The organism is Streptomyces sp. NPDC056144, assembly GCF_042264145.1.
Classification (GTDB): domain Bacteria; phylum Actinomycetota; class Actinomycetes; order Streptomycetales; family Streptomycetaceae; genus Streptomyces.
In genome coordinates this window covers 187,953-207,855 of record NZ_JBHJVF010000012.1, presented here as the reverse complement: position 1 = coordinate 207,855, position 19,903 = coordinate 187,953, and the positions used below count along the sequence as shown (strand labels likewise).

Below are 19,903 nucleotides of genomic sequence, written 5' to 3'. Positions count from 1 at the left end.
CGCCCGGTTACATTCCGAACCCGGAAGCTAAGCCTTTCAGCGCCGATGGTACTGCAGGGGGGACCCTGTGGGAGAGTAGGACGCCGCCGAACAATTTTTAGCCTCAACCCCCGGACTCTGTCCGGGGGTTGAGGCATTTTTGCGTTCTAGGCGCAGGGGCGGGGCCCTGTGCGGGGGACAGGGTGGCTGCGGGTAAGGTCAGGGGGCAACATCGGCATCGTTCCAGCAGGAGGCCCCCGGGTGGAGGTCCAGGAGACTCGCGTTCAGACCGACCGGGTCCTCACCATCCCCAACATTCTCAGCATGGCGCGCCTGCTCGGCGTACCGCTGTTTCTGTGGCTCATTCTCCGTCCCGAGTTCGGCGGGCCCAACAGCGACGGGTGGGCGCTGCTCGTCCTGATGCTCAGCGGAGTCAGCGACTATCTCGACGGCAAGCTCGCGCGACGCTGGAACCAGATCAGCAGCCTCGGCCGGCTGCTCGATCCGGCCGCGGACCGGCTCTACATCCTGTCCACGCTGGTCGGGCTCACCTGGCGGGAGATCCTTCCGCTGTGGCTGACCGCCGCCCTTCTCGCGCGTGAGGCGATGCTGCTGGTCATGGTCGGAATCCTCCGCCGGCACGGCTACCCGCCGCCGCAGGTGAACTTCCTCGGGAAAGCTGCGACTTTCAACTTGATGTACGCGTTCCCGTTGCTGCTTCTCAGTGACGGAACGGGCTGGCTTTCGTCACTCGCTGAAGTTTTCGGGTGGGCCTTCGCCGGATGGGGTACAACTCTGTATTGGTGGGCAGGGATCCTCTACGTGGTCCAGGTCCGTCGACTCGTGAAGGCGGACACCGAGGCCGATTAGCCCGTCCGTCCCCCGTCAGGCAGCGTCGCCGGCGGAAACGAGGACACCCCCGAGGGCCCCACCGAACGGACAGGTGAAGTCGGCAGGACCGTCGTCTCTTCAAGGAGGACGCTTCCGACATGAAGGCCGTCGTGATGGCCGGTGGCGAAGGAACCCGACTTCGCCCCATGACCTCGAGCATGCCCAAGCCTCTTCTGCCGGTGGTAAACCGGCCGATCATGGAGCACGTCCTACGACTGCTCAAGAGGCACGGTCTCAACGAGACCGTCGTCACCGTGCAGTTTCTCGCCTCCCTCGTCAGGAATTACTTCGGGGACGGTGAGGAGCTCGGGATGGAGCTCACGTACGCCAACGAGGAGAAGCCGCTCGGTACCGCGGGCAGTGTGAAGAACGCCGAGGAAGCGTTGAAGGACGACGCTTTCCTCGTGATTTCGGGTGACGCGCTCACGGATTTCGATCTGACCGACCTCATCGCCTTTCACAAGGAGAAGGGCGCGCTCGTCACGGTCTGCCTGACCAGGGTGCCCAACCCCCTGGAATTCGGCATCACCATCGTGGACGAGGAGGGAAAGGTCGAGCGGTTCCTCGAGAAGCCCACATGGGGGCAGGTCTTCTCGGACACTGTCAACACGGGCATCTACGTCATGGAGCCCGAGGTCTTCGACTACGTCGCCGCGGACACCTCGGTGGACTGGTCGGGTGACGTCTTTCCTCAGCTCATGAAGGAGGGCAAGCCGATCTATGGCTATGTCGCCGAGGGCTACTGGGAGGACGTGGGCACGCACGAGAGCTATGTGAAGGCCCAGGCGGACGTCCTGGAGGGCAAGGTCCAGGTCGACATCGACGGCTTCGAGATCTCGCCGGGTGTCTGGGTCGCCGAAGGTGCCGAGGTGCATCCGGACGCGGTGCTGCGCGGACCGCTCTACATCGGGGACTACGCCAAGGTCGAGGCCGAGGCGGAGATCCGGGAGCACACCGTCATCGGGTCGAACGTCGTCGTCAAGAGCGGGGCCTTCCTGCACAAGGCCGTCGTGCACGACAACGTCTACATCGGGCAGCAGAGCAACCTGCGCGGCTGTGTGATCGGGAAGAACACCGACATCATGCGGGCCGCCCGGATCGAGGACGGGGCCGTCATCGGGGACGAGTGCCTCGTCGGCGAGGAATCGATCGTCCAGGGGAACGTCCGGGTCTACCCGTTCAAGACGATCGAGGCCGGTGCCTTCGTCAACACGTCGGTCATCTGGGAGTCACGCGGGCAGGCGCATCTCTTCGGGGCGCGGGGCGTCTCCGGGATCCTGAACGTGGAGATCACCCCGGAGCTGGCCGTGCGGCTGGCGGGGGCGTACGCCACGACGCTGAAGAAGGGCGCGACCGTCACGACGGCGCGTGACCACTCGCGTGGTGCGCGGGCGCTCAAGCGGGCGGTCATCTCGGCCTTGCAGGCGAGCGCCATCGACGTACGGGACCTGGAGAACGTGCCGCTCCCCGTGGCGCGGCAGCAGACCGCGCGGGGGAGTGCCGGCGGGATCATGGTGCGGACCTCGCCCGGTGTGCCGGACTCGGTGGACATCATGTTCTTCGACGAGCGCGGGGCCGACCTCTCGCAGGCGGGTCAGCGGAAGCTGGACCGGGTGTTCGCGCGGCAGGAGTACCGGCGGGCCTTCCCCGGGGAGATCGGTGATCTCTCCTTCCCGGCGAGCGTGTTCGACTCGTACACGGGGTCGCTGCTGCGGAACGTCGACACGTCCGGCATCGCCGAGGCGGGGCTGAAGGTCGTCGTGGACGCCTCCAACGGGAGCGCCGGCCTCGTCCTGCCGAGCCTGCTCGGTCGGCTCCAGGTCGACTCGCTGACGATCAATCCCGGGCTGGACGAGTCGAGGCCCACGGAGTCGGCGGAGAGCCGGCGGGCCGGGCTCGTACGGCTGGGAGAGATCGTGGCGTCGGCACGGGCCGCGTTCGGGGTGCGGTTCGACCCCGTCGGTGAGCGGCTTTCGCTGGTGGACGAGCGGGGCCGGATCATCGAGGACGACCGGGCGCTCCTGGTCCTCCTCGACCTGGTGGCGGCGGAGCGGAGGTCGGGGCGGGTGGCACTGCCGGTCACGACCACGCGGATCGCCGAGCAGGTGGCCGCGTACCACGGCACGCAGGTGGAGTGGACGACGACCTCGCCCGACGACCTCACGAGGGTCGGCCGGGAGGAGTCGACGATCTTCGGCGGTGACGGGCGCGGCGGGTTCATCGTGCCGGAGTTCAGCAGCGTCTTCGACGGTGCGGCGGCCTTCGTCCGGCTGATCGGGCTCGTGGCGCGGACGCAGCTCACGCTGAGCCAGATCGACGCGCGGATTCCGCGGGCGCACGTGCTGAAGAGGGACATCGCGACGCCGTGGGCCGTGAAGGGGCTGGTCATGCGGCGGGTGGTGGAGGCGGCCGGGAGCCGGTCCGTGGACACGACGGACGGGGTGCGGGTCGTCGAGGCGGACGGGCGCTGGGTGATGGTGCTGCCGGACCCGGCGGAGGCCGTCACGCATCTGTGGGCGGAGGGGCCCGACGACGCCTCCGCGCAGGCCCTGCTCGACGAGTGGGCCGAGGTGGTCGAGAGCGCGGGTCGCTGACCGGAACGGAGGGTTCGGCAGGGAGGCGCCCGCGGGGCGTCTCCCTGCCGTTCACAGGGGGCATTCGTTGGTAGGCCGCGCGACGTGCGACGATGTGCGGCATGTCGCAGCAGCCCCCCGTTCGGAGCACCGGATCACCGCCCGCGCGCCCGGACGCGTCGATGTCGCTGCTGAACAACGTCATCGACCACGCGCTCGACGACGGCTACGCCGAGGCGACGGCCCGGCGGGCGGCCGAGGGTCCCGGTATGCCCAAGCCGCTGCGCGCCAAGCTCGGTGTGGCCGCGGGGCTCCTGCTCGCCGCCGTCGTGGTGACGGTCGGCGCCGCCGAGGCGCGGATCTCGGCGCCGGTGGTCGCCAAGGAGCGGCAGGACCTGATCGACCGCATCGAGGGCGACACCAAGGCTGCCGACAAGCTCGAACAGGACGTCAAGCGGATCCGCGCCGAGGTCGGCGCGCGGCAGAGCCAGGCGCTGGAGCAGCACGGCGGTGACCAGGCCGAGCTCGTCGCGCTCCTGTCGGGCGCGACCCCGGTCCACGGGCCGGGTGTGAAGCTCGTCGTTGACGACGCCAAGGGCACCGACACCGGTGGTGGCGGGCCGCGCGAGAGCAGCGGCTTCTCCGACACGGGCCGGGTGCGCGACCGGGACATGCAGCGGGTGGTCAACGGCCTGTGGGAGTCGGGGGCCGAGGCCGTGTCGATCAACGGGCAGCGGTTGACGTCGCTGTCGGCGATCAGGGCCGCGGGTGACGCGATACTGGTCGACAACAGGCCGCTGGTGCCGCCGTACACCGTCCTCGCCATCGGGGACGGTCAGCGGCTGAGCACGGCGTTCCAGGACAGTGCCGACGGGCAGTACCTGCACGCGTTGGTGGAGAACTTCGGGATCAGGAGCAGCATTTCGGCCGAGGGCGACGTACGCCTGCCGGCCGCGCCGAGCCTGACCGTACGAACAGCAGAGCCGAGGGGGGCCGGGGCGGCGACGCCGTCCGGTGGGGCCACGGCCGACACAGGGAAGGGCACATCGTGATCGCCGTACTGGGCCTGATCGTCGGAGTCGTGGTCGGACTGTTGGTCCGGCCCGAGGTTCCGGCGGTGGTCGAGCCCTATCTTCCGATCGCCGTGGTCGCCGCCCTGGACGCGGTCTTCGGTGGTCTGCGGGCCATGCTCGACGGGATCTTCGTCGACAAGGTCTTCGTGGTGTCGTTCCTCTCGAACGTGGTCGTCGCCGCGCTGATCGTCTTCCTCGGGGACAAGCTGGGCGTCGGCGCGCAGCTGTCCACGGGTGTGGTCGTCGTGCTCGGTATCCGGATCTTCTCCAACGCGGCCGCCATCCGGCGCCATGTGTTCCGGGCGTGAGGCCGATGAGTGAGAACGCGATGAACGAGAACGAGAACGAGAAGGCGGGCGACAGCGCGCGGAAGCCCGAGGCCGAGGGCCTGGAGGGCGAGAGCCCGAAGGCCGAGGTTCCTGAGGCCGCGGCTCAGCCCGAGGCCGAGGCTCCGGAGGCGGAAGCTCCGGAGGCGGGGCCTTCGCGGGATGAGGCGCCGCAGGCTGAGGGTCCCGTCGCGCAGGAGCCGGCCGGGGCCGTGGCGGCGCCCGCCGCCGACGGGCCCAGCGGGCGGCGGCGGCTCGCCGCGGCGCTGTGGCCGCCGCGGGTCACGCGTGCCCAGCTGATCGTCGCGCTGCTGCTCTTCGTCCTCGGTCTCGGTCTCGCCATCCAGGTCTCCTCCACCAGCGAGAACAGCGCGCTGCGTGGGGCGCGGCAGGAGGACCTCGTACGGATCCTCGACGAGCTCGACGACCGTACGCAGCGCCTGGAGGACGAGAAGGCGCGCCTGGAGAAGCAGCGGTCCGAGTTGGAGTCGAGCTCGGACCAGGCCGAGGAGGCCCGTAAGCAGACTCAGGAGAAGGAGCGGCAGCTCGGGATCCTGGCCGGAACGGTCGCGGCCGAGGGGCCGGGGATCACGCTGACCGTCGGTGACCCCACCGGCGCGGTCGAGTCGGACATGCTGCTCGACGCCATCCAGGAGCTGCGGGCCGCGGGTGCGGAGGCGATCCAGGTCAACGGCGTGCGGGTGGTGGCGGACAGCTATTTCACCGGTAGCGGTGACGACATGGCGATCGATGGAACGAAGGTGACCGCTCCGTACGTCTTCAAGGTCATCGGCAAGCCCGAGGATCTGGAGCCCGCGCTCAACATCCCCGGTGGCGTCGTGCAGACCCTCGAGAAGGAGCAGGCCACGGCCGGGGTGGAGCGGTCGGCGAAGATCGTCGTCGACGCCTTGCGACCCGCGAAGCGGCCTGACTACGCTCAGTCGTCCTCGACCTAGGACGGTGGAGGAGGGGGTCCCGCGACATGGGTAAGACGTTGCGGGGGGTCGACGCACCACAACGGTGGTGCGTGGTGGAAACTGTCCGGAGGATACGGACGTTGTGAAGGTGTCCGGGTCGGCAGGTGTGAGGATTTCGGTTCGTCCTGCCCCACGGGCGGGTCTGTTTCGGTCAAGGGGAATCGCCCGTGAGTTTTTTTGCGAAGTTGTTCGGCAAGAGCGGACGTGAGGACGGCGGCAACGCCAGGCACCGCGCGTCGCGCCACGCCCAGAGCGAGGAACAGGGCGGCGAGCGCCCGCTGTTCCGCGACGAGGTCGACGGTCAGGGCGGTGACATTTCGGGCACTCAGGGCGCGTCTTCTGTTGACCCGGCCGGTGCCGCCCGCATAGGTTTCGGGGAACCATCAACCTCAAGTACGGGTGGAGGGTTTACCCCCGACCCGTACGCGACACAGACCTCCGCGGGGATGCCGCGGCAGGAGGACGCGTCCATGCCGGTGTGTACGAGGTGCGGTCACCGCAACGCGGCCGACAGCCGTTTCTGCTCCCAGTGCGGTACGCCGCTGCGGGGCGGGATCGCCGAGCGGGCGTCCGAGACGACGTCGACGATCTCCATCTCGGGCCTTGAGGCGTACGAGGCGGAGATCACCGGTCAGACGGCGCTTCCGTCCCTGTCGCCCGAGGCGATGGCGGCCGTGGAGGCGCTGCCTCTGGGGTCCGCGCTCCTCGTGGTGCGCCGGGGGCCGAACTCCGGCAGCCGGTTCCTCCTCGACGGAGAGCTGACGACGGCCGGCCGTCACCCGCAGAGCGACATCTTCCTGGACGACTTCACCGTCTCCCGGCGGCATGTCGAGTTCCGGCGGGGACAGGACGGTCGGTTCACCGTCGCCGATGTCGGCAGCCTCAACGGCACGTACGTCAACCGTGAGGCGATCGACTCGGTCGTTCTGTCCAACGGTGACGAGGTGCAGATCGGCAAGTACCGGCTGGTCTTCTACTCGAGCCAGCGGGGCGTGTGACGCCACCGAGAAGACTTCAGGGAAGGTCCATGCTGCGAACACCGACGGGCGGTGCCGGAACCGGCACCGTCACCGCGGGCGAACGGCTGGTCAGCATCGGCACGGTGCTGAGCCAGTTGCGCGACGAGTTTCCCGAAGTGACGATCTCGAAGATCCGGTTCCTGGAGGCCGAGGGGCTCGTCGAGCCCCGTCGTACGGCCTCCGGGTACCGGAAGTTCAGCCCGCAGGACGTGGAGCGGCTCGCTCAGATCCTGCGGATGCAGCGGGACCACTACCTTCCGCTGAAGGTCATTCGTGAGCACTTGGACGCCCTGGCCCGGGGTGAGCAGATCAAGCTGCCCGCCCCCGGGCGGCGGGAGATCGCCGAAGGCCCCTGGGAAGCGGAGGGGGAGCGTCCCACCGCCGCGCGGGTCGGGCGGGCCGAGCTGCTCGCCGCCGCCGAGGTGACGGAGGTCGAGCTCGCCGAGTGGGAGTCGTTCGGTCTGATCTCCGAGGAGCGGGGCGGCGGCTACGACGCGGAGGCGGTCACGGTCGCCAGACTTGTCGCGGATCTGGGGAGATTCGGTCTCGAACCTCGTCATCTCCGGGGCGTGAAGGCGGCGGCCGACCGGGAGGCGGCGCTGCTCGAGCAGATGGTCGCTCCGCTGCGCCGGCACCGTAATCCGCAGACCAGAGCCCATGCGGAGGCCACCGCGAAGGAGCTCGCCGAGCTGTCGGTGCGGCTGCACGCGGCGTTCGTGCAGTCGGCTCTGGGCATCCGACTCCAGTGATCTCGGACGGGCCCGACTATCCAAACCGGTCGGGCACGTCCTAGGGTTGCTGTGTGAACGAGCTCGACGTTGTGGGTGTCCGGGTGGAAATGCCCTCCAACCAGCCGATCGTGCTCCTGCGAGAAGTGGGAGGCGATCGGTACCTCCCCATCTGGATCGGACCGGGTGAGGCGACCGCGATCGCCTTCGCGCAGCAGGGCGTGGCCCCGCCGCGTCCGCTGACGCACGACCTTTTCAAGGACGTGCTGGAGGCCGTGGGCCAGGAGCTGACCGAGGTCCGGATCACGGATCTGCGGGACGGGGTCTTCTACGCCGAGCTGGTCTTCGCCAGCGGTGTCGAGGTGAGTGCCCGGCCCTCGGACGCGATAGCGCTGGCGCTGCGGACGGGGACGCCGATCTACGGCAGCGACGGTGTCCTTGACGACGCCGGCATCGCGATCCCGGACGAGCAGGAGGACGAGGTGGAGAAGTTCCGCGAGTTCCTCGACCAGATCTCACCGGAGGACTTCGGGACCAACAGCCAGTGAGGCGCGTGGCCTGATCGCGTGGCCTGAACTCGGGCGTTGTCAGCGCATTCGAGTAGCCTTTCCCCGCAGAGAGACACGGGAAACCACTCTCAGGGTGATTATCACTCGGCGTGCCGAGTGTGGCGATCGTTGACGCACCCCGAGTGACTGCCTACCTTCGTGTGGGCAGGTCAAGGACGGAGGGTCGGCGTGATGAGCAGCGCGGACGGTACGGCAGGGAGCTCGGTCGGACACGTGTCCGCGGAGTCGGGGCCGTATCCGCTTCACGGCAGTGTGGGCGACTTCGGCAGCGATGCGAGTACGAGTCCGTCGGCCGACGAGATCGGGTACCGCGGGCCGACCGCGTGCGCGGCGGCCGGCATCACCTACCGCCAGCTGGACTACTGGGCGCGCACCGGGCTGGTCGAGCCGAGTGTGCGGCCCGCGTACGGGTCCGGGACCCAGCGTCTCTACAGCTTCCGCGACGTCGTGGTCCTGAAGATCGTCAAGCGCTTCCTCGACACCGGGGTGGCGCTGCAGAACATCCGGGCGGCCGTGCAGCACCTGCGGGCCCGGGGCTTCCGCGATCTGGAGCGGATGACGCTGATGAGCGACGGGGCGACGGTCTACGAGTGCTCCTCGCCCGACGAGGTCGTCTCGCTGCTCCAGGGCGGCCAGGGCGTCTTCGGGATCGCCGTCGGCGTGGTCTGGCGGGACGTGGAGGCCGCGCTGTCCCAGCTGCACGGGGAGCGTGTCGACACGGGCGAGACGCTCGTCGGGCACAACCCGGGTGACGAGCTGGCCAGGCGGCGGCGCGACAAGGCCGTCTGAGGCCGTCCGAGGCCGCGTTCCGGCGTTGTCGGAGGCGGCGTCTCCCCGTTGTCAGTGGCATGGGGCAGCATCAGAGCTGTGAGAGCCGTGCCCACGATCCTGCATCTCGACATGGATGCGTTCTTCGCCGCCGCCGAGCAGGCGGCGAAGCCCAGCCTGCGCGGAAAGCCCGTGGTCGTCGGCGGGCTCGGGCCGCGTGGGGTGGTCGCCACGTCCTCGTACGAGGCGCGGCGGCTCGGGGTCCACTCGGCGATGCCGACAGGGCAGGCGCGGCGGCTCGCGCCGAACGCCGCGTATCTCGTGCCCAGGTTCGCGTTCTACCGGGCCATCAGCGAGCAGGTCATGGAGCTGCTCGGGCGGCTGTCGCCGCTCGTGGAGCCGCTCAGCCTCGACGAGGCCTTCGTGGACCTGGAGGCCGGGGGCGTCGCCGAGGACAGCGCGAGCGCGCGGGCCGTCGGCGAGCGGCTGCGGGCCGACATCCTGGCGACGACCGGGCTGACCGGTTCGGTCGGGCTCGCCGGGTCGAAGATGATCGCGAAGATCGCCTCCGAGGAGGCCAAGCCGGACGGGCTGGTGCTGATCGAGCCGGGCACGGAGCGGGAGCTGCTCGGGCCGCGGTCCGTGCGGATCCTGCCCGGGGTCGGGCCCGCGACCGGCGAGCACCTGCGCCGGGCCGGGATGACCACGGTGACCGATCTCGTCGAGGCCGGCGAGGACGAGCTCGTACGGCTCCTGGGGCGGGCGCACGGGGGGTCGCTGTTCCGGATGGCGCAGGGGTACGACGACCGGGCCGTGGTGGCCGAGCGGGACGCGAAGTCGGTGTCGGTGGAGGACACCTTCGACGTGGACCTGCACGACCGGGTGCGCATCAGGGTCGAGGTGGAGCGGCTCGCCGAGCGGTGCGTGGGGCGGCTGAGGTCCTCGGGGCACTCGGGGCGGACGATCGTGCTGAAGGTGCGGCGGTTCGACTTCTCGACGCTGACCCGGTCCGAGACGCTGCGCGGGCCGACGGACGACCCGATGGTGGTGCGGGAGGCCGCGGGGCGGCTCCTGGAGGCGGTGGACACGACCGGAGGCGTACGGCTGCTCGGGGTGGGCGTCAGCGGGCTCGCGGACTACACGCAGGAGGATCTGTTCGCCCAGGCCGAGGCGGCGGAGGCGGCAGAGGCCGCGGAGGCCGCAGGGACGGGCGTGACGGCCGCTGGAGAGGCCGTGGGGGACGCGGGGGCGCTTCCCGGGGCCGAGGGGCCCGAGGCCGCTCCGGAGGCCGTGGAGCGGCGCTGGGCGCCCGGGCTCGACGTACGGCATGCCGAGTACGGGCCCGGGTGGGTCCAGGGGAGCGGGGTCGGGCGGGTCACCGTGCGGTTCGAGGAGCCGTGGACCGTGCCGGGGCGGGTGCGGACCTTCTCGGTGGACGACCCGGAGCTCGAACCGTCGGAGCCGATACCTCTGGTGCGGAGATAGCCGGATTCGGCAGGAGATGGGCCGGGACGGGCGGAGATGGGTGGAGATCGGCGGAGGCAGGCCGTCACGGCGCGGCGGGGCCCCAGCCGTCGGTCAGGGAAGTCGGCTGGGGTTTCCCTCGTACCGCCCGCGAGGGGCCTGGTGGTGGGCGGGCGAGCGGGGGTTCTCCGGCGGCGGTCGTGCGACGGCGCCGGAGGCGTGCCGTCAGGGGCCCTCCTGGCCCGCGAGACGGCCGAAGTCGGTGTCCGGGGCGTCCTGGGGCTCCGCGGGCAGGTCGAGTCTGTAGTGGCGGTAGAGCTGGAGCTCCTGGGCGGGGGAGAGGTGGCGGCCCACGCCGAAGTCGGGGGCGTCCTTGATCAGGGCGCGCTCGTACGGGATGTGCAGGCCGTCCTCGAGCAGGTCGCTCGGTTCCAGCGGGACGAAGGCGTCCCGGCTGAACAGGCCCGTGCGGAGCGCGGCCCATTCGGGGACCCCAGTCGCGTCGTCCAGGTACACCTCGTCCACGGTTCCGATCTTGTTTCCGTTCCGGTCGAACGCCTTGCGGCCGATCAGGCTGCGCGGATCGATGTCGGTCTGCACGGTCCCTCCAACTGGTCGCAACTGCTCTACACCCCTACGAAAGTGCACAACTGGGATGTCGGCCACTTGAGCGATAGAGCCCGCAACCTCGCTGGTAGGCTGGCTGTGGCTGTCGACCCTGTGCGGGAGAGTCCCCCGGAGAAACCTTCCGGTGGGCGCCGAAGGAGCAAATCCTCCCCGGAATCTCTCAGGCCCCTGTACCGCGCGGACGAGGTCACTCTGGAAAGCAGAGCGGTGTCCGACGGCACGCGCTCTCACCGACGGTGAAAGCCGGCGTGCCGCGAGGCGTGCCGGTGAAACTCTCAGGTTGAGATGACAGAGGGGGAGGCCGTCCGGGTACCCGCGCCGTGGTGCCCCTCGCAGGTCGTGACGACCAGGAGGCCTCCGTACATGACCGCCAACCGCATTCCGCTCTCCGAGCTCGAGCAGGGCATCCCGTTCGAGCAGCGGCACATCGGGCCCGACGCCGAGGCGCGGGCCAAGATGCTCGCTCAGGTCGGCTTCGGCTCGCTCGACGAGCTCACCGCCGCCGCGGTGCCGGACGTGATCAAGAACGCCGAGGCGCTGGGCCTGCCCGCCGCCCGCACCGAGGCCGAGGTGCTCGCCGAGCTGCGCACGCTCGCCGACCGCAACCAGGTCCTCGCCCCGATGATCGGCCTCGGCTACTACGGCACCTTCACGCCGCCGGTCATCCTCCGCAACGTGATGGAGAACCCCGCCTGGTACACGGCCTACACGCCGTACCAGCCGGAGATCTCGCAGGGCCGCCTCGAGGCGCTCCTCAACTTCCAGACCATGGTCGCCGACCTGACCGGTCTGCCCACCTCCGGTGCCTCCCTCCTCGACGAGGGCACCGCCGCCGCCGAGGCCATGGCCCTGTCCCGGCGCGTCGGCAAGGTCAAGAACGGCGTCTTCCTCGTCGACGCCGACGCCCTGCCCCAGACGATCGCCGTCATCGAGACCCGCGCCGAGCCGACCGGTGTCGAGGTCGTCGTCGCCGACCTGAGCGAGGGCATCCCCGCCGAGGTGGCCGAGCGCGGCGTCTTCGGCGTCCTGCTCCAGTACCCGGGTGCCTCCGGTGCCGTCCGCGACATCAAGCCGCTGATCGACGCCGCCCACGAGCTCGGCGCGATCGTCACCGTCGCCGCCGACCTCCTCGCGCTGACCCTGCTCACCTCGCCCGGCGAGCTGGGCGCGGACATCGCCGTCGGCACCACCCAGCGCTTCGGTGTCCCGATGGGCTTCGGCGGTCCGCACGCCGGCTACATGGCCGTCCAGGACAAGCACGCCCGCTCCCTGCCGGGCCGCCTCGTCGGCGTCTCCGTCGACGCCGACGGCAACCGCGCCTACCGCCTGGCCCTCCAGACCCGCGAGCAGCACATCCGCCGCGAGAAGGCCACCAGCAACATCTGCACCGCCCAGGTGCTCCTCGCCGTCATGGCCGGCATGTACGCCGTCTACCACGGCCCGGACGGCCTGAAGCAGATCGCCCAGCGCACCCACCGGTACGCCGCGATCCTCGCCGCGGGTCTGACCGCCGGCGGCGTCGAGGTCGTGCACGGCTCGTACTTCGACACCCTCACCGTCCGCGTTCCCGGCAAGGCCGACGAGGCCGTCGCCGCCGCCCGCGCGGCCGGCGTGAACCTCTACCGCGTCGACGCCGACCTCGTCTCGATCTCCTGTGACGAGACCACCGGCCGCGAGCAGCTCGCCGCCGTCTGGGGCGCCTTCGGCGTCACGGCCGACGTCGAGGCGCTCGACGCCTCCGTCGAGGAGACCCTGCCGTCGGGTCTGCTGCGCTCCGACGCGTACCTGACCCACCCGGTCTTCCACGCGCACCGCTCCGAGACCTCGATGCTGCGCTACCTGCGCAGGCTCGCGGACCGCGACTACGCGCTCGACCGCGGCATGATCCCGCTCGGCTCCTGCACCATGAAGCTGAACGCGACCACCGAGATGGAGCCGGTGACCTGGCCCGAGTTCGGCCAGATCCACCCCTTCGCCCCGGTCGAGCAGGCGCAGGGCTACCTCACGCTCATCACCGAGCTGGAGGAGCGTCTCGCCGAGGTCACCGGCTACGACAAGGTGTCGATCCAGCCGAACGCCGGTTCGCAGGGCGAGCTGGCCGGTCTGCTGGCCGTCCGCGCCTACCACCGCGCCAACGGCGACCTCCAGCGCACCGTCTGCCTCATCCCGTCCTCCGCGCACGGCACCAACGCCGCCTCCGCGGTCATGGCCGGCATGAAGGTCGTCGTCGTCAAGACCGCCGACGACGGCGAGGTCGACGTCGCGGACCTGCGCGCCAAGATCGAGCAGTACCGCGACGAGCTGTCCGTGCTGATGATCACCTACCCGTCGACGCACGGCGTCTTCGAGGAGCACGTCGCCGACATCTGCGCCGAGGTCCACGAGGCCGGCGGCCAGGTGTACGTCGACGGCGCCAACCTCAACGCGCTCGTCGGTCTCGCCAAGCCGGGCAAGTTCGGCGGCGACGTCTCGCACCTGAACCTGCACAAGACCTTCTGCATCCCGCACGGCGGCGGCGGCCCCGGCGTCGGCCCGGTCGGCGTGCGGTCGCACCTCGCCCCGTACCTCCCGAACCACCCGCTCCAGCCCACCGCGGGTCCGGAGACGGGCGTCGGCCCGATCTCGGCCGCCCCGTGGGGCTCCGCCGGCATCCTGCCGATCTCGTGGTCGTACGTCCGCCTGATGGGCGGCGAGGGCCTCAAGCGCGCCACGCAGGTGGCCGTGCTCGCGGCGAACTACATCGCCAAGCGCCTGGAGCCGCACTTCCCGGTGCTCTACACCGGCCCGGCCGGTCTGGTCGCCCACGAGTGCATCGTGGACCTCCGTCCCCTCTCGAAGGAGACGGGCGTCACGGTCGACGACATCGCGAAGCGCCTCATCGACTACGGCTTCCACGCCCCGACGATGTCCTTCCCGGTCGCCGGCACGCTGATGATCGAGCCGACCGAGTCCGAGGACCTCACCGAGCTCGACCGCTTCTGCGACACGATGATCGCGATCCGCGGCGAGATCGAGAAGGTCGCCTCCGGCGAGTGGCCCGCCGAGGACAACCCGCTGCACAACGCCCCGCACACCGCGGCGTCGCTGGGCGGCGAGTGGAACCACGCGTACACCCGTGACGAGGCCGTCTTCCCGGCCGGCGTCTCGGCCGCCGACAAGTACTGGCCGCCGGTCCGCCGCATCGACGGCGCCTTCGGCGACCGGAACCTGGTCTGCTCCTGCCCGCCCATGGACGAGTACGACCACTGAGCATGAACCGAGGGCCCGGCCCGGAGGAACTCCTCCGGGCCGGGCCCTCGGCCTTGTCCGCCTCAGGCGGCGGTCGTCACCTGGCCCGCCGTCAGCGGCCGGTGCGGGGCGATGATCTGCCCGTCCGGCAGCAGTTCACCGGTGTCCTCGAAGAGCAGGACGCCGTTGCACAGCAGGCTCCAGCCCTGTTCCGGGTGGTGTGCCATCAGTCGGGCCGCCTCCCGGTCGGCGGAGTCGGCGGTGGGACAGGCAGGCTGGTGCTGGCACATGGGTGGGTTCTTTCGCTGCGTCGTGGTGGATGTCCTGCGGCTCTTCGCGCTCATCGCCGCCCCCGTCGGTCGGTTGGGTTCCGGTCCCAGTCTTGCCCCCTGGACGGACTTCCGCAGGTATTTCGCGTCAGCTCGTCCTCTTCGGGGAAGACGCATCACCCCCAGGGGCGGTTCGCGCCAACTGCACCGTCTCTTCGGGTGGTTCGGGGTGGCCCGAGCGGGCTAGTCCGTACGGGAGGGGTGTTCGGGTGGTGCGTTCGGGCGCGATTTTCGGACAACAGTGCGCCCCGTGACCCGGTCGGGCCGCGGGGCGCGGTCTGGGGTGCCGGAGCGATGGATCAGGCGGGCGCCGCGGAGCCCAGGAGGGGCGGCGGCGCGAGACGCGTACTGAGCACGGGCAGGAGATCGGCCACCTGGTAGGGCCGGTGGGCCGCGATTCCCGGCGGGGCGGGAGCCAGGGGGACGAGGAGATCGGCCGTGGCCGGGGCGACGGTGGTGCCGTCGGCCTCCGGTTCGGCGTGCAGCCAGAGCGTCAGCATGTAGAGCTCCGGTACGGAGAGGAGCCGGGGCTGGTACGGGGTGGGCAGCGCCTCGGCCTGGGCCAGGGCCCGTTCCGTCGCGGTGACGTACGGCCCCTCGAAGAAGTGGGAGAAGGTCCAGCCGTCCGGGGTGAGCATGGTGTCCGCGGCGGCGATGGCCCGGTCGCCGCTGCGGATCAGGAAGCGCCAGCCGGCGAGGCGGGTGCGCGGTGCCCGTCCCGGAGCTCCCGTGACGCCGAGGACGTGCACGGGAAGCGGGAGTTCGGGGCTCAGTGGTCCCTGCGCGGCCCGCAGGGCGGGCGTTCGTGCCTCGCGGACGGCGGTCGGTGAGCCGAGGGCCGCGAGGACGCTGCGGAGGGCAGGCGCGGGGGCCGGGGTGGGTCGGAGCATGGTGGGTCGCCTCTCACTCAGGAGACACGGTGATGCGTGGGCATGTACGACGGCGCTGTCAGCGGCGCGGTCAGAGCGGGGCCATGGGGACATGGGTGCATGCCGGGCACCGACACTCTGCCTCGTCCGCGGAGTTTATACGACACGTGTTCACGCGGTGTTTCCGCTAGACGGCTCCGATATTTCTGACAAGGCGCCAACAAGCCTTATTCCCAGGTTCGTTCACCGGGAATCATCGCGACCGCAGCTCTGTCACCTGGGTATTCCTCGCCGTGCCGGACGGCTGAATTCCGATCCCCTGTCAAGGGGTAATACGACATTGGTATATGTCGGCGGTGTCATGCCTTCGGCATCTGCCGTGAGGGGCTTCCTTCAGCCTATCTTCCGGCGGGCCGGATTCGCAGGCGTTGTGGATCAGCCGGGTGGGCATCATGGTCCGAGACGTGCGGCCGTCGGTGCGGCCGTCCACCGTGGGAGGGACGCTTCGATGGGGGAGAAGGTCGATGCTGCCGGGTTCGACCCGTCCGACCGGCAGCAGTACCGGAGAAAGCTCCAGCAGTGTCTCGCGGGACTCGCGAGGCTCCTGGCGGAGAAGAGGTTCGACCGGCCCCGGAATCTCATGGGACTGGAGATCGAACTCAATCTCACCGGTCCCGACGGGCTGCCCAGGATGCTCAACGCTCCGGTTCTGGAAAGGATCGCCAGCTCCGATTTCCAGACGGAACTGGGAATGTTCAACCTGGAAGTGAACATCGCCCCGCACGAGCTCGACGGGCGGGTATTCGACCGGCTCGCCGAGGAGATCGGCACCGGAATCGGATACGCCGACCGCAAGGCCCGTGAGCTCGACGCGAGCGTCGTCATGATCGGCATACTCCCCACGCTCGCCGAGAGCGACCTCGTCCTGGAGAACCTCTCCGTCGCCGACCGCTACACGCTGCTCAACGACGAGATCCTCACCGCCAGGGGCGAGGACTTCACCCTCGACATCCACGGCGTCGAACGCCTCCTGTGCACCTCGGCGTCGATCGTGCCCGAGGCCGCCTGCACCTCCGTCCAGCTCCACCTGCAGGTGACCCCGGCCCGGTTCCCCGCCGTCTGGAACGCCGCCCAGGCGGTCTCCGGCGTACAGATCGCGCTCGGCGCCAACGCCCCCTTCGTCTTCGGCCGCGAGGTCTGGCGCGAGTCCCGGCCCCCGCTCTTCATGCAGGCCACCGACACCCGCCCGCCCGAGCTCCAGTCCCAAGGGGTCAGACCGCGCACCTGGTTCGGGGAGCGGTGGGTGGACTCGGTGTACGACCTCTTCGAGGAGAACCTCCGCTACTTCCCCGCCCTGCTGCCGATCTGCGACGAGGAGGACCCTCTCCTCGTCCTGGACCAGGGCGGAGTGCCGAAGCTCCAGGAGCTCGTGCTGCACAACGGCACGGTCTACCGCTGGAACCGGCCGGTGTACGGGTGGGTCGACGGCGTCCCGCACCTGCGGGTCGAGAACCGCGTCCTGCCGGCCGGGCCGACCGTCACCGACGTGATCGCCAACGCCGCCTTCTACTACGGGCTCGTGCGCTCGCTCGCCGACGACCCCCGGCCGGTGTGGAAGCGGATGGCCTTCGAGGACGCCGAGGCCAACTTCGACACGGCCTGCCGGTACGGCATCGAGGCGGAGCTGCGCTGGCCACGGGCCGGGCGCGCGGGCGGGATCGCGACCGTGCCGGCCGTACGACTCGTCCTCGACGAACTGCTGCCGCTCGCCGCGGCCGGGCTCGACGCCTGGCACATCGAGCCGGCGGACCGGGACTTCTACCTCGGGGTGATCGAGCAGCGCTGCCTGCGGCGGGTGAACGGCGCGTCCTGGCAGGCGGACACCTTCCACAAGGCGCTGGAGGCGGGGCTGAGCCGGGAGGCGGCGCTCGCGGCGACGACGCGGCGGTACCGGACGCTGATGGAGGAGGGGGAGCCGGTACACCTGTGGCCGGTGGGGATCGACTGACGGGCGCCGGGGCGGTCGGGTCCTCGCCCGCTCGTTTCCTCGTCGTATGGGTGATCATGTCCAGGTAGTCGGCATGGGTCCGCGACGGGGAAGTGGAGACAGGTGTGGTGTCGGAGCAAGACGTGAGGGACGCTTCCCTGCCCCCGGGCGGCCTGCCGCGCAAGGTGCTGCGTTCCGAGACGCTGATCGTGCTCGCGCTGTCGTTGGGCGCGAGCGGGGTCTCCTCGCTCATCAGCTTCATCGGTTCCCTGACGAAGCCGGGGTCGCTGAAGGAGCAGGCGGCGACGCTCAACGGCTCGTACGCGCCCGGGCGGCCGTGGCTCGACCTGACGTGGCAGCTCTTCGGTATCGCCTCGGCGCTCGTGCCGGTCGTCCTCGTCGCCCACCTCCTGCTGCGCGAGGGCGCCGGGATGCGGGCCATCGGCTTCGACCGGACCCGGCCCTGGCCGGACCTGGGGCGTGGCGCGCTGGTCGCGGCCGGCATCGGGAGCGCCGGGCTCGCGTTCTACCTGGCGGCGCGGGCGTCCGGGTTCAACCTGACCGTCGTGCCGGAGTCGCTCCCGGACGTGTGGTGGAAGTACCCCGTCCTGATCCTGTCGGCGATCCAGAACTCCGTACTGGAGGAGGTCATCGTCGTCGGGTATCTGCTCCGCAGGCTGGGGCAGTTGGGGTGGACGCCGATGGCGGCGCTCGTGGCGAGTTCGGTGCTGCGCGGCTCGTACCACCTCTACCAGGGGATCGGCGGGTTCGTCGGCAACGTGGTGATGGGGGTCGTCTTCGTCCTGCTGTACCGGCGCTGGGGGAGGGTCGGGCCGCTGGTGGTGGCTCATGCGCTGCTCGACATCGTGGCCTTTGTGGGGTACGGGCTGCTGGCGGGGAAGGTGGGGTGGCTGCCCACCGGCTGACGGGGGCGGGGCAGGGAGACGGGTGAGGGCGTACGGCTGGTGCCGTACGCCCTCACCGCTTTCGCCCGTCGTTTTCTCGTCAGGCGTGCAGGTCGCCCTCGATGACCGTCACCGCGCGGCCCGACAGCAGGGTGCGCTCGCCGCGCAGGCGGGTCCGGACGAGGCCGGTGCGGGCGCCTCCCTGGAAGCCGGTGAGGTCGTCGCGGCCGAAACGGGCCGACCAGTACGGGGCGAGGGCCGTGTGGGCGCTGCCGGTGACCGGGTCCTCGGCGATGCCGACGGCCGGGAAGAAGCAGCGGGAGGCGAAGTCGTAGCCGCGGGAGGGGTTCTCGGCGGGCGCGGTGGTGATGACCCCGCGGGAGGAGAGCGTCGCGAGGGCCGCGATGTCCGGGGTGAGGGCGCGGATCGTGGCCTCGTCGCGGAGCTCGACGACGAGGTCGCCGATGTGGGCGGCCGTGTCGTGGACCGCGAGGACCTCGGCGCCGAGCGCCTGCTCCAGGCCCTCGGGGACGGGGACGGGGGTGAGGGAGGAGGTCGGGAAGTCCATCGTGATCGTGCCGTCCGCCTCGGCCGTGGCGCCGAGGACGCCGGACCGGGTCGCGAAGCGGACGGTTCCGGTCGCCGTGCCCGTGGTGTGCAGGACGTGGGCCGTGGCGAGGGTCGCGTGGCCGCACATGTCGACCTCGGTCGTGGGGGTGAACCAGCGCAGGGCCCAGTCCGCCTCGCCACCCGCCGGGAGGGGGTGGGCGAAGGCCGTCTCGGAGAGGTTCACCTCCGCCGCGACCTTCCGGAGCCAGGTGTCGTCGGGGAAGGAGTCGAGGAGGAGGACGCCCGCCGGGTTTCCGGAAAAGGGCTGGTCGGTGAAGGCGTCGACGATTCGGATCCGCATGGGGACGACCGTACAAGGCGGGGGAGAAGAGGGAACAAGGCCAATCGCGGATCGCTGGACCGCTCCGTTCTCCGGGACGCGGGGATGCGGTGGGGCGGGGCGGGGTCAGAGGGGCGTGAGGAGCATGAGGATCTCGTCGCGGTCGTCCTCGGCGGTCAGGCGGAGCGCTCCGGGCCAGCGGCCGATCTCCTGCCAGCCGAGGCGGCCGTAGAAGTCCTCCAGACCGATGCCGCCGCGCGCGGCGAGGCGCAGCTGTTCGAGGCCCATCTCGTCGCGGGCGATGGTCCGGGCCTGGTGCATCAGGCCGGCTCCGATGCCGAGCCCGCGGGCCCGGAGCCTGGTCTGGACGTGGTGGACGCTGCCCCAGTGCGCGACGAGCCGGAACGGGTCGCGGCGCAGATGCAGCCAGCCGACGAGGGCGCCGTCGAGGGTCGCCAGGACCAGGCGGCTGCTCGCCGGGTCGAGGCTCGTCACGATGCGGTCGACGGCGGCGGTCACCTCGGCCGGGTCGACGGGCGGGAAGGGGAAGCCTGCCGCACCGCCCGCGTCGCTGACCTCCGTCCAGCACGCGGCGAGGGCCGCGACGAGGGCGTCGGTCGCCGCCTCGGGGGTGGTGAGCTGGGTGTACTCGGGGACGGCGGCGCGGTTGTCGATCATGGCGGGATCTTCGCACCCCTGTAT

18 protein-coding genes, 1 rRNA gene and 1 riboswitch are annotated in these 19,903 nt (G+C 70.5%); of the genes, 14 read left to right on the top strand and 5 right to left on the bottom strand.

Features of this window, described 5'->3' with window-relative positions:
• From rrf to ACFC0Z_RS29285, 11 genes are all read left to right on the top strand, one after another.
• Window positions 1–92, top strand: a 5S ribosomal RNA gene (rrf, locus tag ACFC0Z_RS29335); the annotation flags it as partial.
• Between the two features lie 148 nt (window positions 93–240).
• Window positions 241–849, top strand: coding sequence for a CDP-alcohol phosphatidyltransferase family protein (locus ACFC0Z_RS29330; protein WP_376444145.1), 609 nt, complete (start codon window positions 241–243; stop codon window positions 847–849).
• Between the two features lie 119 nt (window positions 850–968).
• A complete protein-coding gene (locus ACFC0Z_RS29325; RefSeq protein WP_376444144.1) occupies window positions 969–3,464 on the top strand; it encodes a sugar phosphate nucleotidyltransferase in 2,496 nt (831 codons plus the stop codon).
• 101 nt (window positions 3,465–3,565) lie between these two features.
• Entirely contained in the window at window positions 3,566–4,495 is a 930-nt protein-coding gene (locus ACFC0Z_RS29320; protein ID WP_376444142.1) for a DUF881 domain-containing protein, read from the top strand.
• Entirely contained in the window at window positions 4,492–4,824 is a 333-nt protein-coding gene (locus ACFC0Z_RS29315) for a small basic family protein (protein ID WP_015032176.1), read from the top strand. Before ACFC0Z_RS29320 ends, ACFC0Z_RS29315 begins: the two co-directional genes overlap by 4 nt.
• A gap of 20 nt (window positions 4,825–4,844) precedes the next feature.
• Window positions 4,845–5,798, top strand: coding sequence for a DUF881 domain-containing protein (locus ACFC0Z_RS29310; protein WP_376444140.1), 954 nt, complete (start codon window positions 4,845–4,847; stop codon window positions 5,796–5,798).
• A 491-nt stretch (window positions 5,799–6,289) separates the two neighbouring features.
• Window positions 6,290–6,817: an FHA domain-containing protein gene (locus ACFC0Z_RS29305; RefSeq protein ID WP_376444137.1), complete on the top strand. Its 528-nt coding sequence runs from the start codon at window positions 6,290–6,292 to the stop codon at window positions 6,815–6,817.
• Between the two features lie 29 nt (window positions 6,818–6,846).
• Window positions 6,847–7,587 (top strand): MerR family transcriptional regulator, encoded by a 741-nt coding sequence (locus ACFC0Z_RS29300; protein ID WP_376444134.1) that lies wholly within the window; start codon window positions 6,847–6,849, stop codon window positions 7,585–7,587.
• A gap of 53 nt (window positions 7,588–7,640) precedes the next feature.
• The gene (locus ACFC0Z_RS29295; protein ID WP_360812572.1) at window positions 7,641–8,114 is read left to right on the top strand and encodes a bifunctional nuclease family protein; all 474 of its coding nucleotides are present in this window, start codon (window positions 7,641–7,643) and stop codon (window positions 8,112–8,114) included.
• Window positions 8,115–8,306: 192 nt separating this feature from the next.
• Window positions 8,307–8,924 carry a MerR family transcriptional regulator gene (locus ACFC0Z_RS29290; protein ID WP_376444131.1) on the top strand — a complete coding sequence of 206 codons (618 nt, stop codon included), beginning with the start codon at window positions 8,307–8,309 and terminating at the stop codon, window positions 8,922–8,924.
• Window positions 8,925–9,002: 78 nt separating this feature from the next.
• Window positions 9,003–10,388, top strand: coding sequence for a DNA polymerase IV (locus ACFC0Z_RS29285; RefSeq protein ID WP_376444129.1), 1,386 nt, complete (start codon window positions 9,003–9,005; stop codon window positions 10,386–10,388).
• 204 nt (window positions 10,389–10,592) lie between these two features.
• Here ACFC0Z_RS29285 and ACFC0Z_RS29280 read toward each other — a convergent pair whose 3' ends face one another.
• Complete coding sequence (locus tag ACFC0Z_RS29280) at window positions 10,593–10,967, bottom strand: PRC-barrel domain-containing protein (protein WP_376444127.1); 375 nt, start codon at window positions 10,965–10,967, stop codon at window positions 10,593–10,595.
• 113 nt (window positions 10,968–11,080) lie between these two features.
• Window positions 11,081–11,180, top strand: a riboswitch (glycine riboswitch).
• 177 nt (window positions 11,181–11,357) lie between these two features.
• Here ACFC0Z_RS29280 and gcvP point away from each other — a divergent pair.
• Complete coding sequence (gene gcvP, locus ACFC0Z_RS29275; RefSeq protein WP_376444125.1) at window positions 11,358–14,243, top strand: aminomethyl-transferring glycine dehydrogenase; 2,886 nt, start codon at window positions 11,358–11,360, stop codon at window positions 14,241–14,243.
• 62 nt (window positions 14,244–14,305) lie between these two features.
• Here gcvP and ACFC0Z_RS29270 read toward each other — a convergent pair whose 3' ends face one another.
• Together ACFC0Z_RS29270 and ACFC0Z_RS29265 are read right to left on the bottom strand one after the other, a co-directional pair.
• Window positions 14,306–14,512, bottom strand: a complete 207-nt coding sequence (locus tag ACFC0Z_RS29270) for a DUF5999 family protein (protein ID WP_017238438.1) — start codon at window positions 14,510–14,512, stop codon at window positions 14,306–14,308.
• Between the two features lie 338 nt (window positions 14,513–14,850).
• Complete coding sequence (locus ACFC0Z_RS29265) at window positions 14,851–15,441, bottom strand: hypothetical protein (RefSeq protein WP_376444124.1); 591 nt, start codon at window positions 15,439–15,441, stop codon at window positions 14,851–14,853.
• Between the two features lie 487 nt (window positions 15,442–15,928).
• Here ACFC0Z_RS29265 and ACFC0Z_RS29260 point away from each other — a divergent pair, with 487 nt between their 5' ends.
• Both ACFC0Z_RS29260 and ACFC0Z_RS29255 read left to right on the top strand, forming a co-directional pair.
• Complete coding sequence (locus tag ACFC0Z_RS29260) at window positions 15,929–17,428, top strand: glutamate--cysteine ligase (RefSeq protein ID WP_376444121.1); 1,500 nt, start codon at window positions 15,929–15,931, stop codon at window positions 17,426–17,428.
• Window positions 17,429–17,550: 122 nt separating this feature from the next.
• Window positions 17,551–18,333: a CPBP family intramembrane glutamic endopeptidase gene (locus ACFC0Z_RS29255; protein ID WP_376444118.1), complete on the top strand. Its 783-nt coding sequence runs from the start codon at window positions 17,551–17,553 to the stop codon at window positions 18,331–18,333.
• Window positions 18,334–18,412: 79 nt separating this feature from the next.
• Here ACFC0Z_RS29255 and ACFC0Z_RS29250 read toward each other — a convergent pair whose 3' ends face one another.
• Both ACFC0Z_RS29250 and ACFC0Z_RS29245 read right to left on the bottom strand, forming a co-directional pair.
• Window positions 18,413–19,222: a PhzF family phenazine biosynthesis protein gene (locus tag ACFC0Z_RS29250; RefSeq protein ID WP_376444116.1), complete on the bottom strand. Its 810-nt coding sequence runs from the start codon at window positions 19,220–19,222 to the stop codon at window positions 18,413–18,415.
• Window positions 19,223–19,327: 105 nt separating this feature from the next.
• Window positions 19,328–19,879: a GNAT family N-acetyltransferase gene (locus tag ACFC0Z_RS29245; protein ID WP_376444113.1), complete on the bottom strand. Its 552-nt coding sequence runs from the start codon at window positions 19,877–19,879 to the stop codon at window positions 19,328–19,330.
• Window positions 19,880–19,903: the final 24 nt, after the last annotated feature.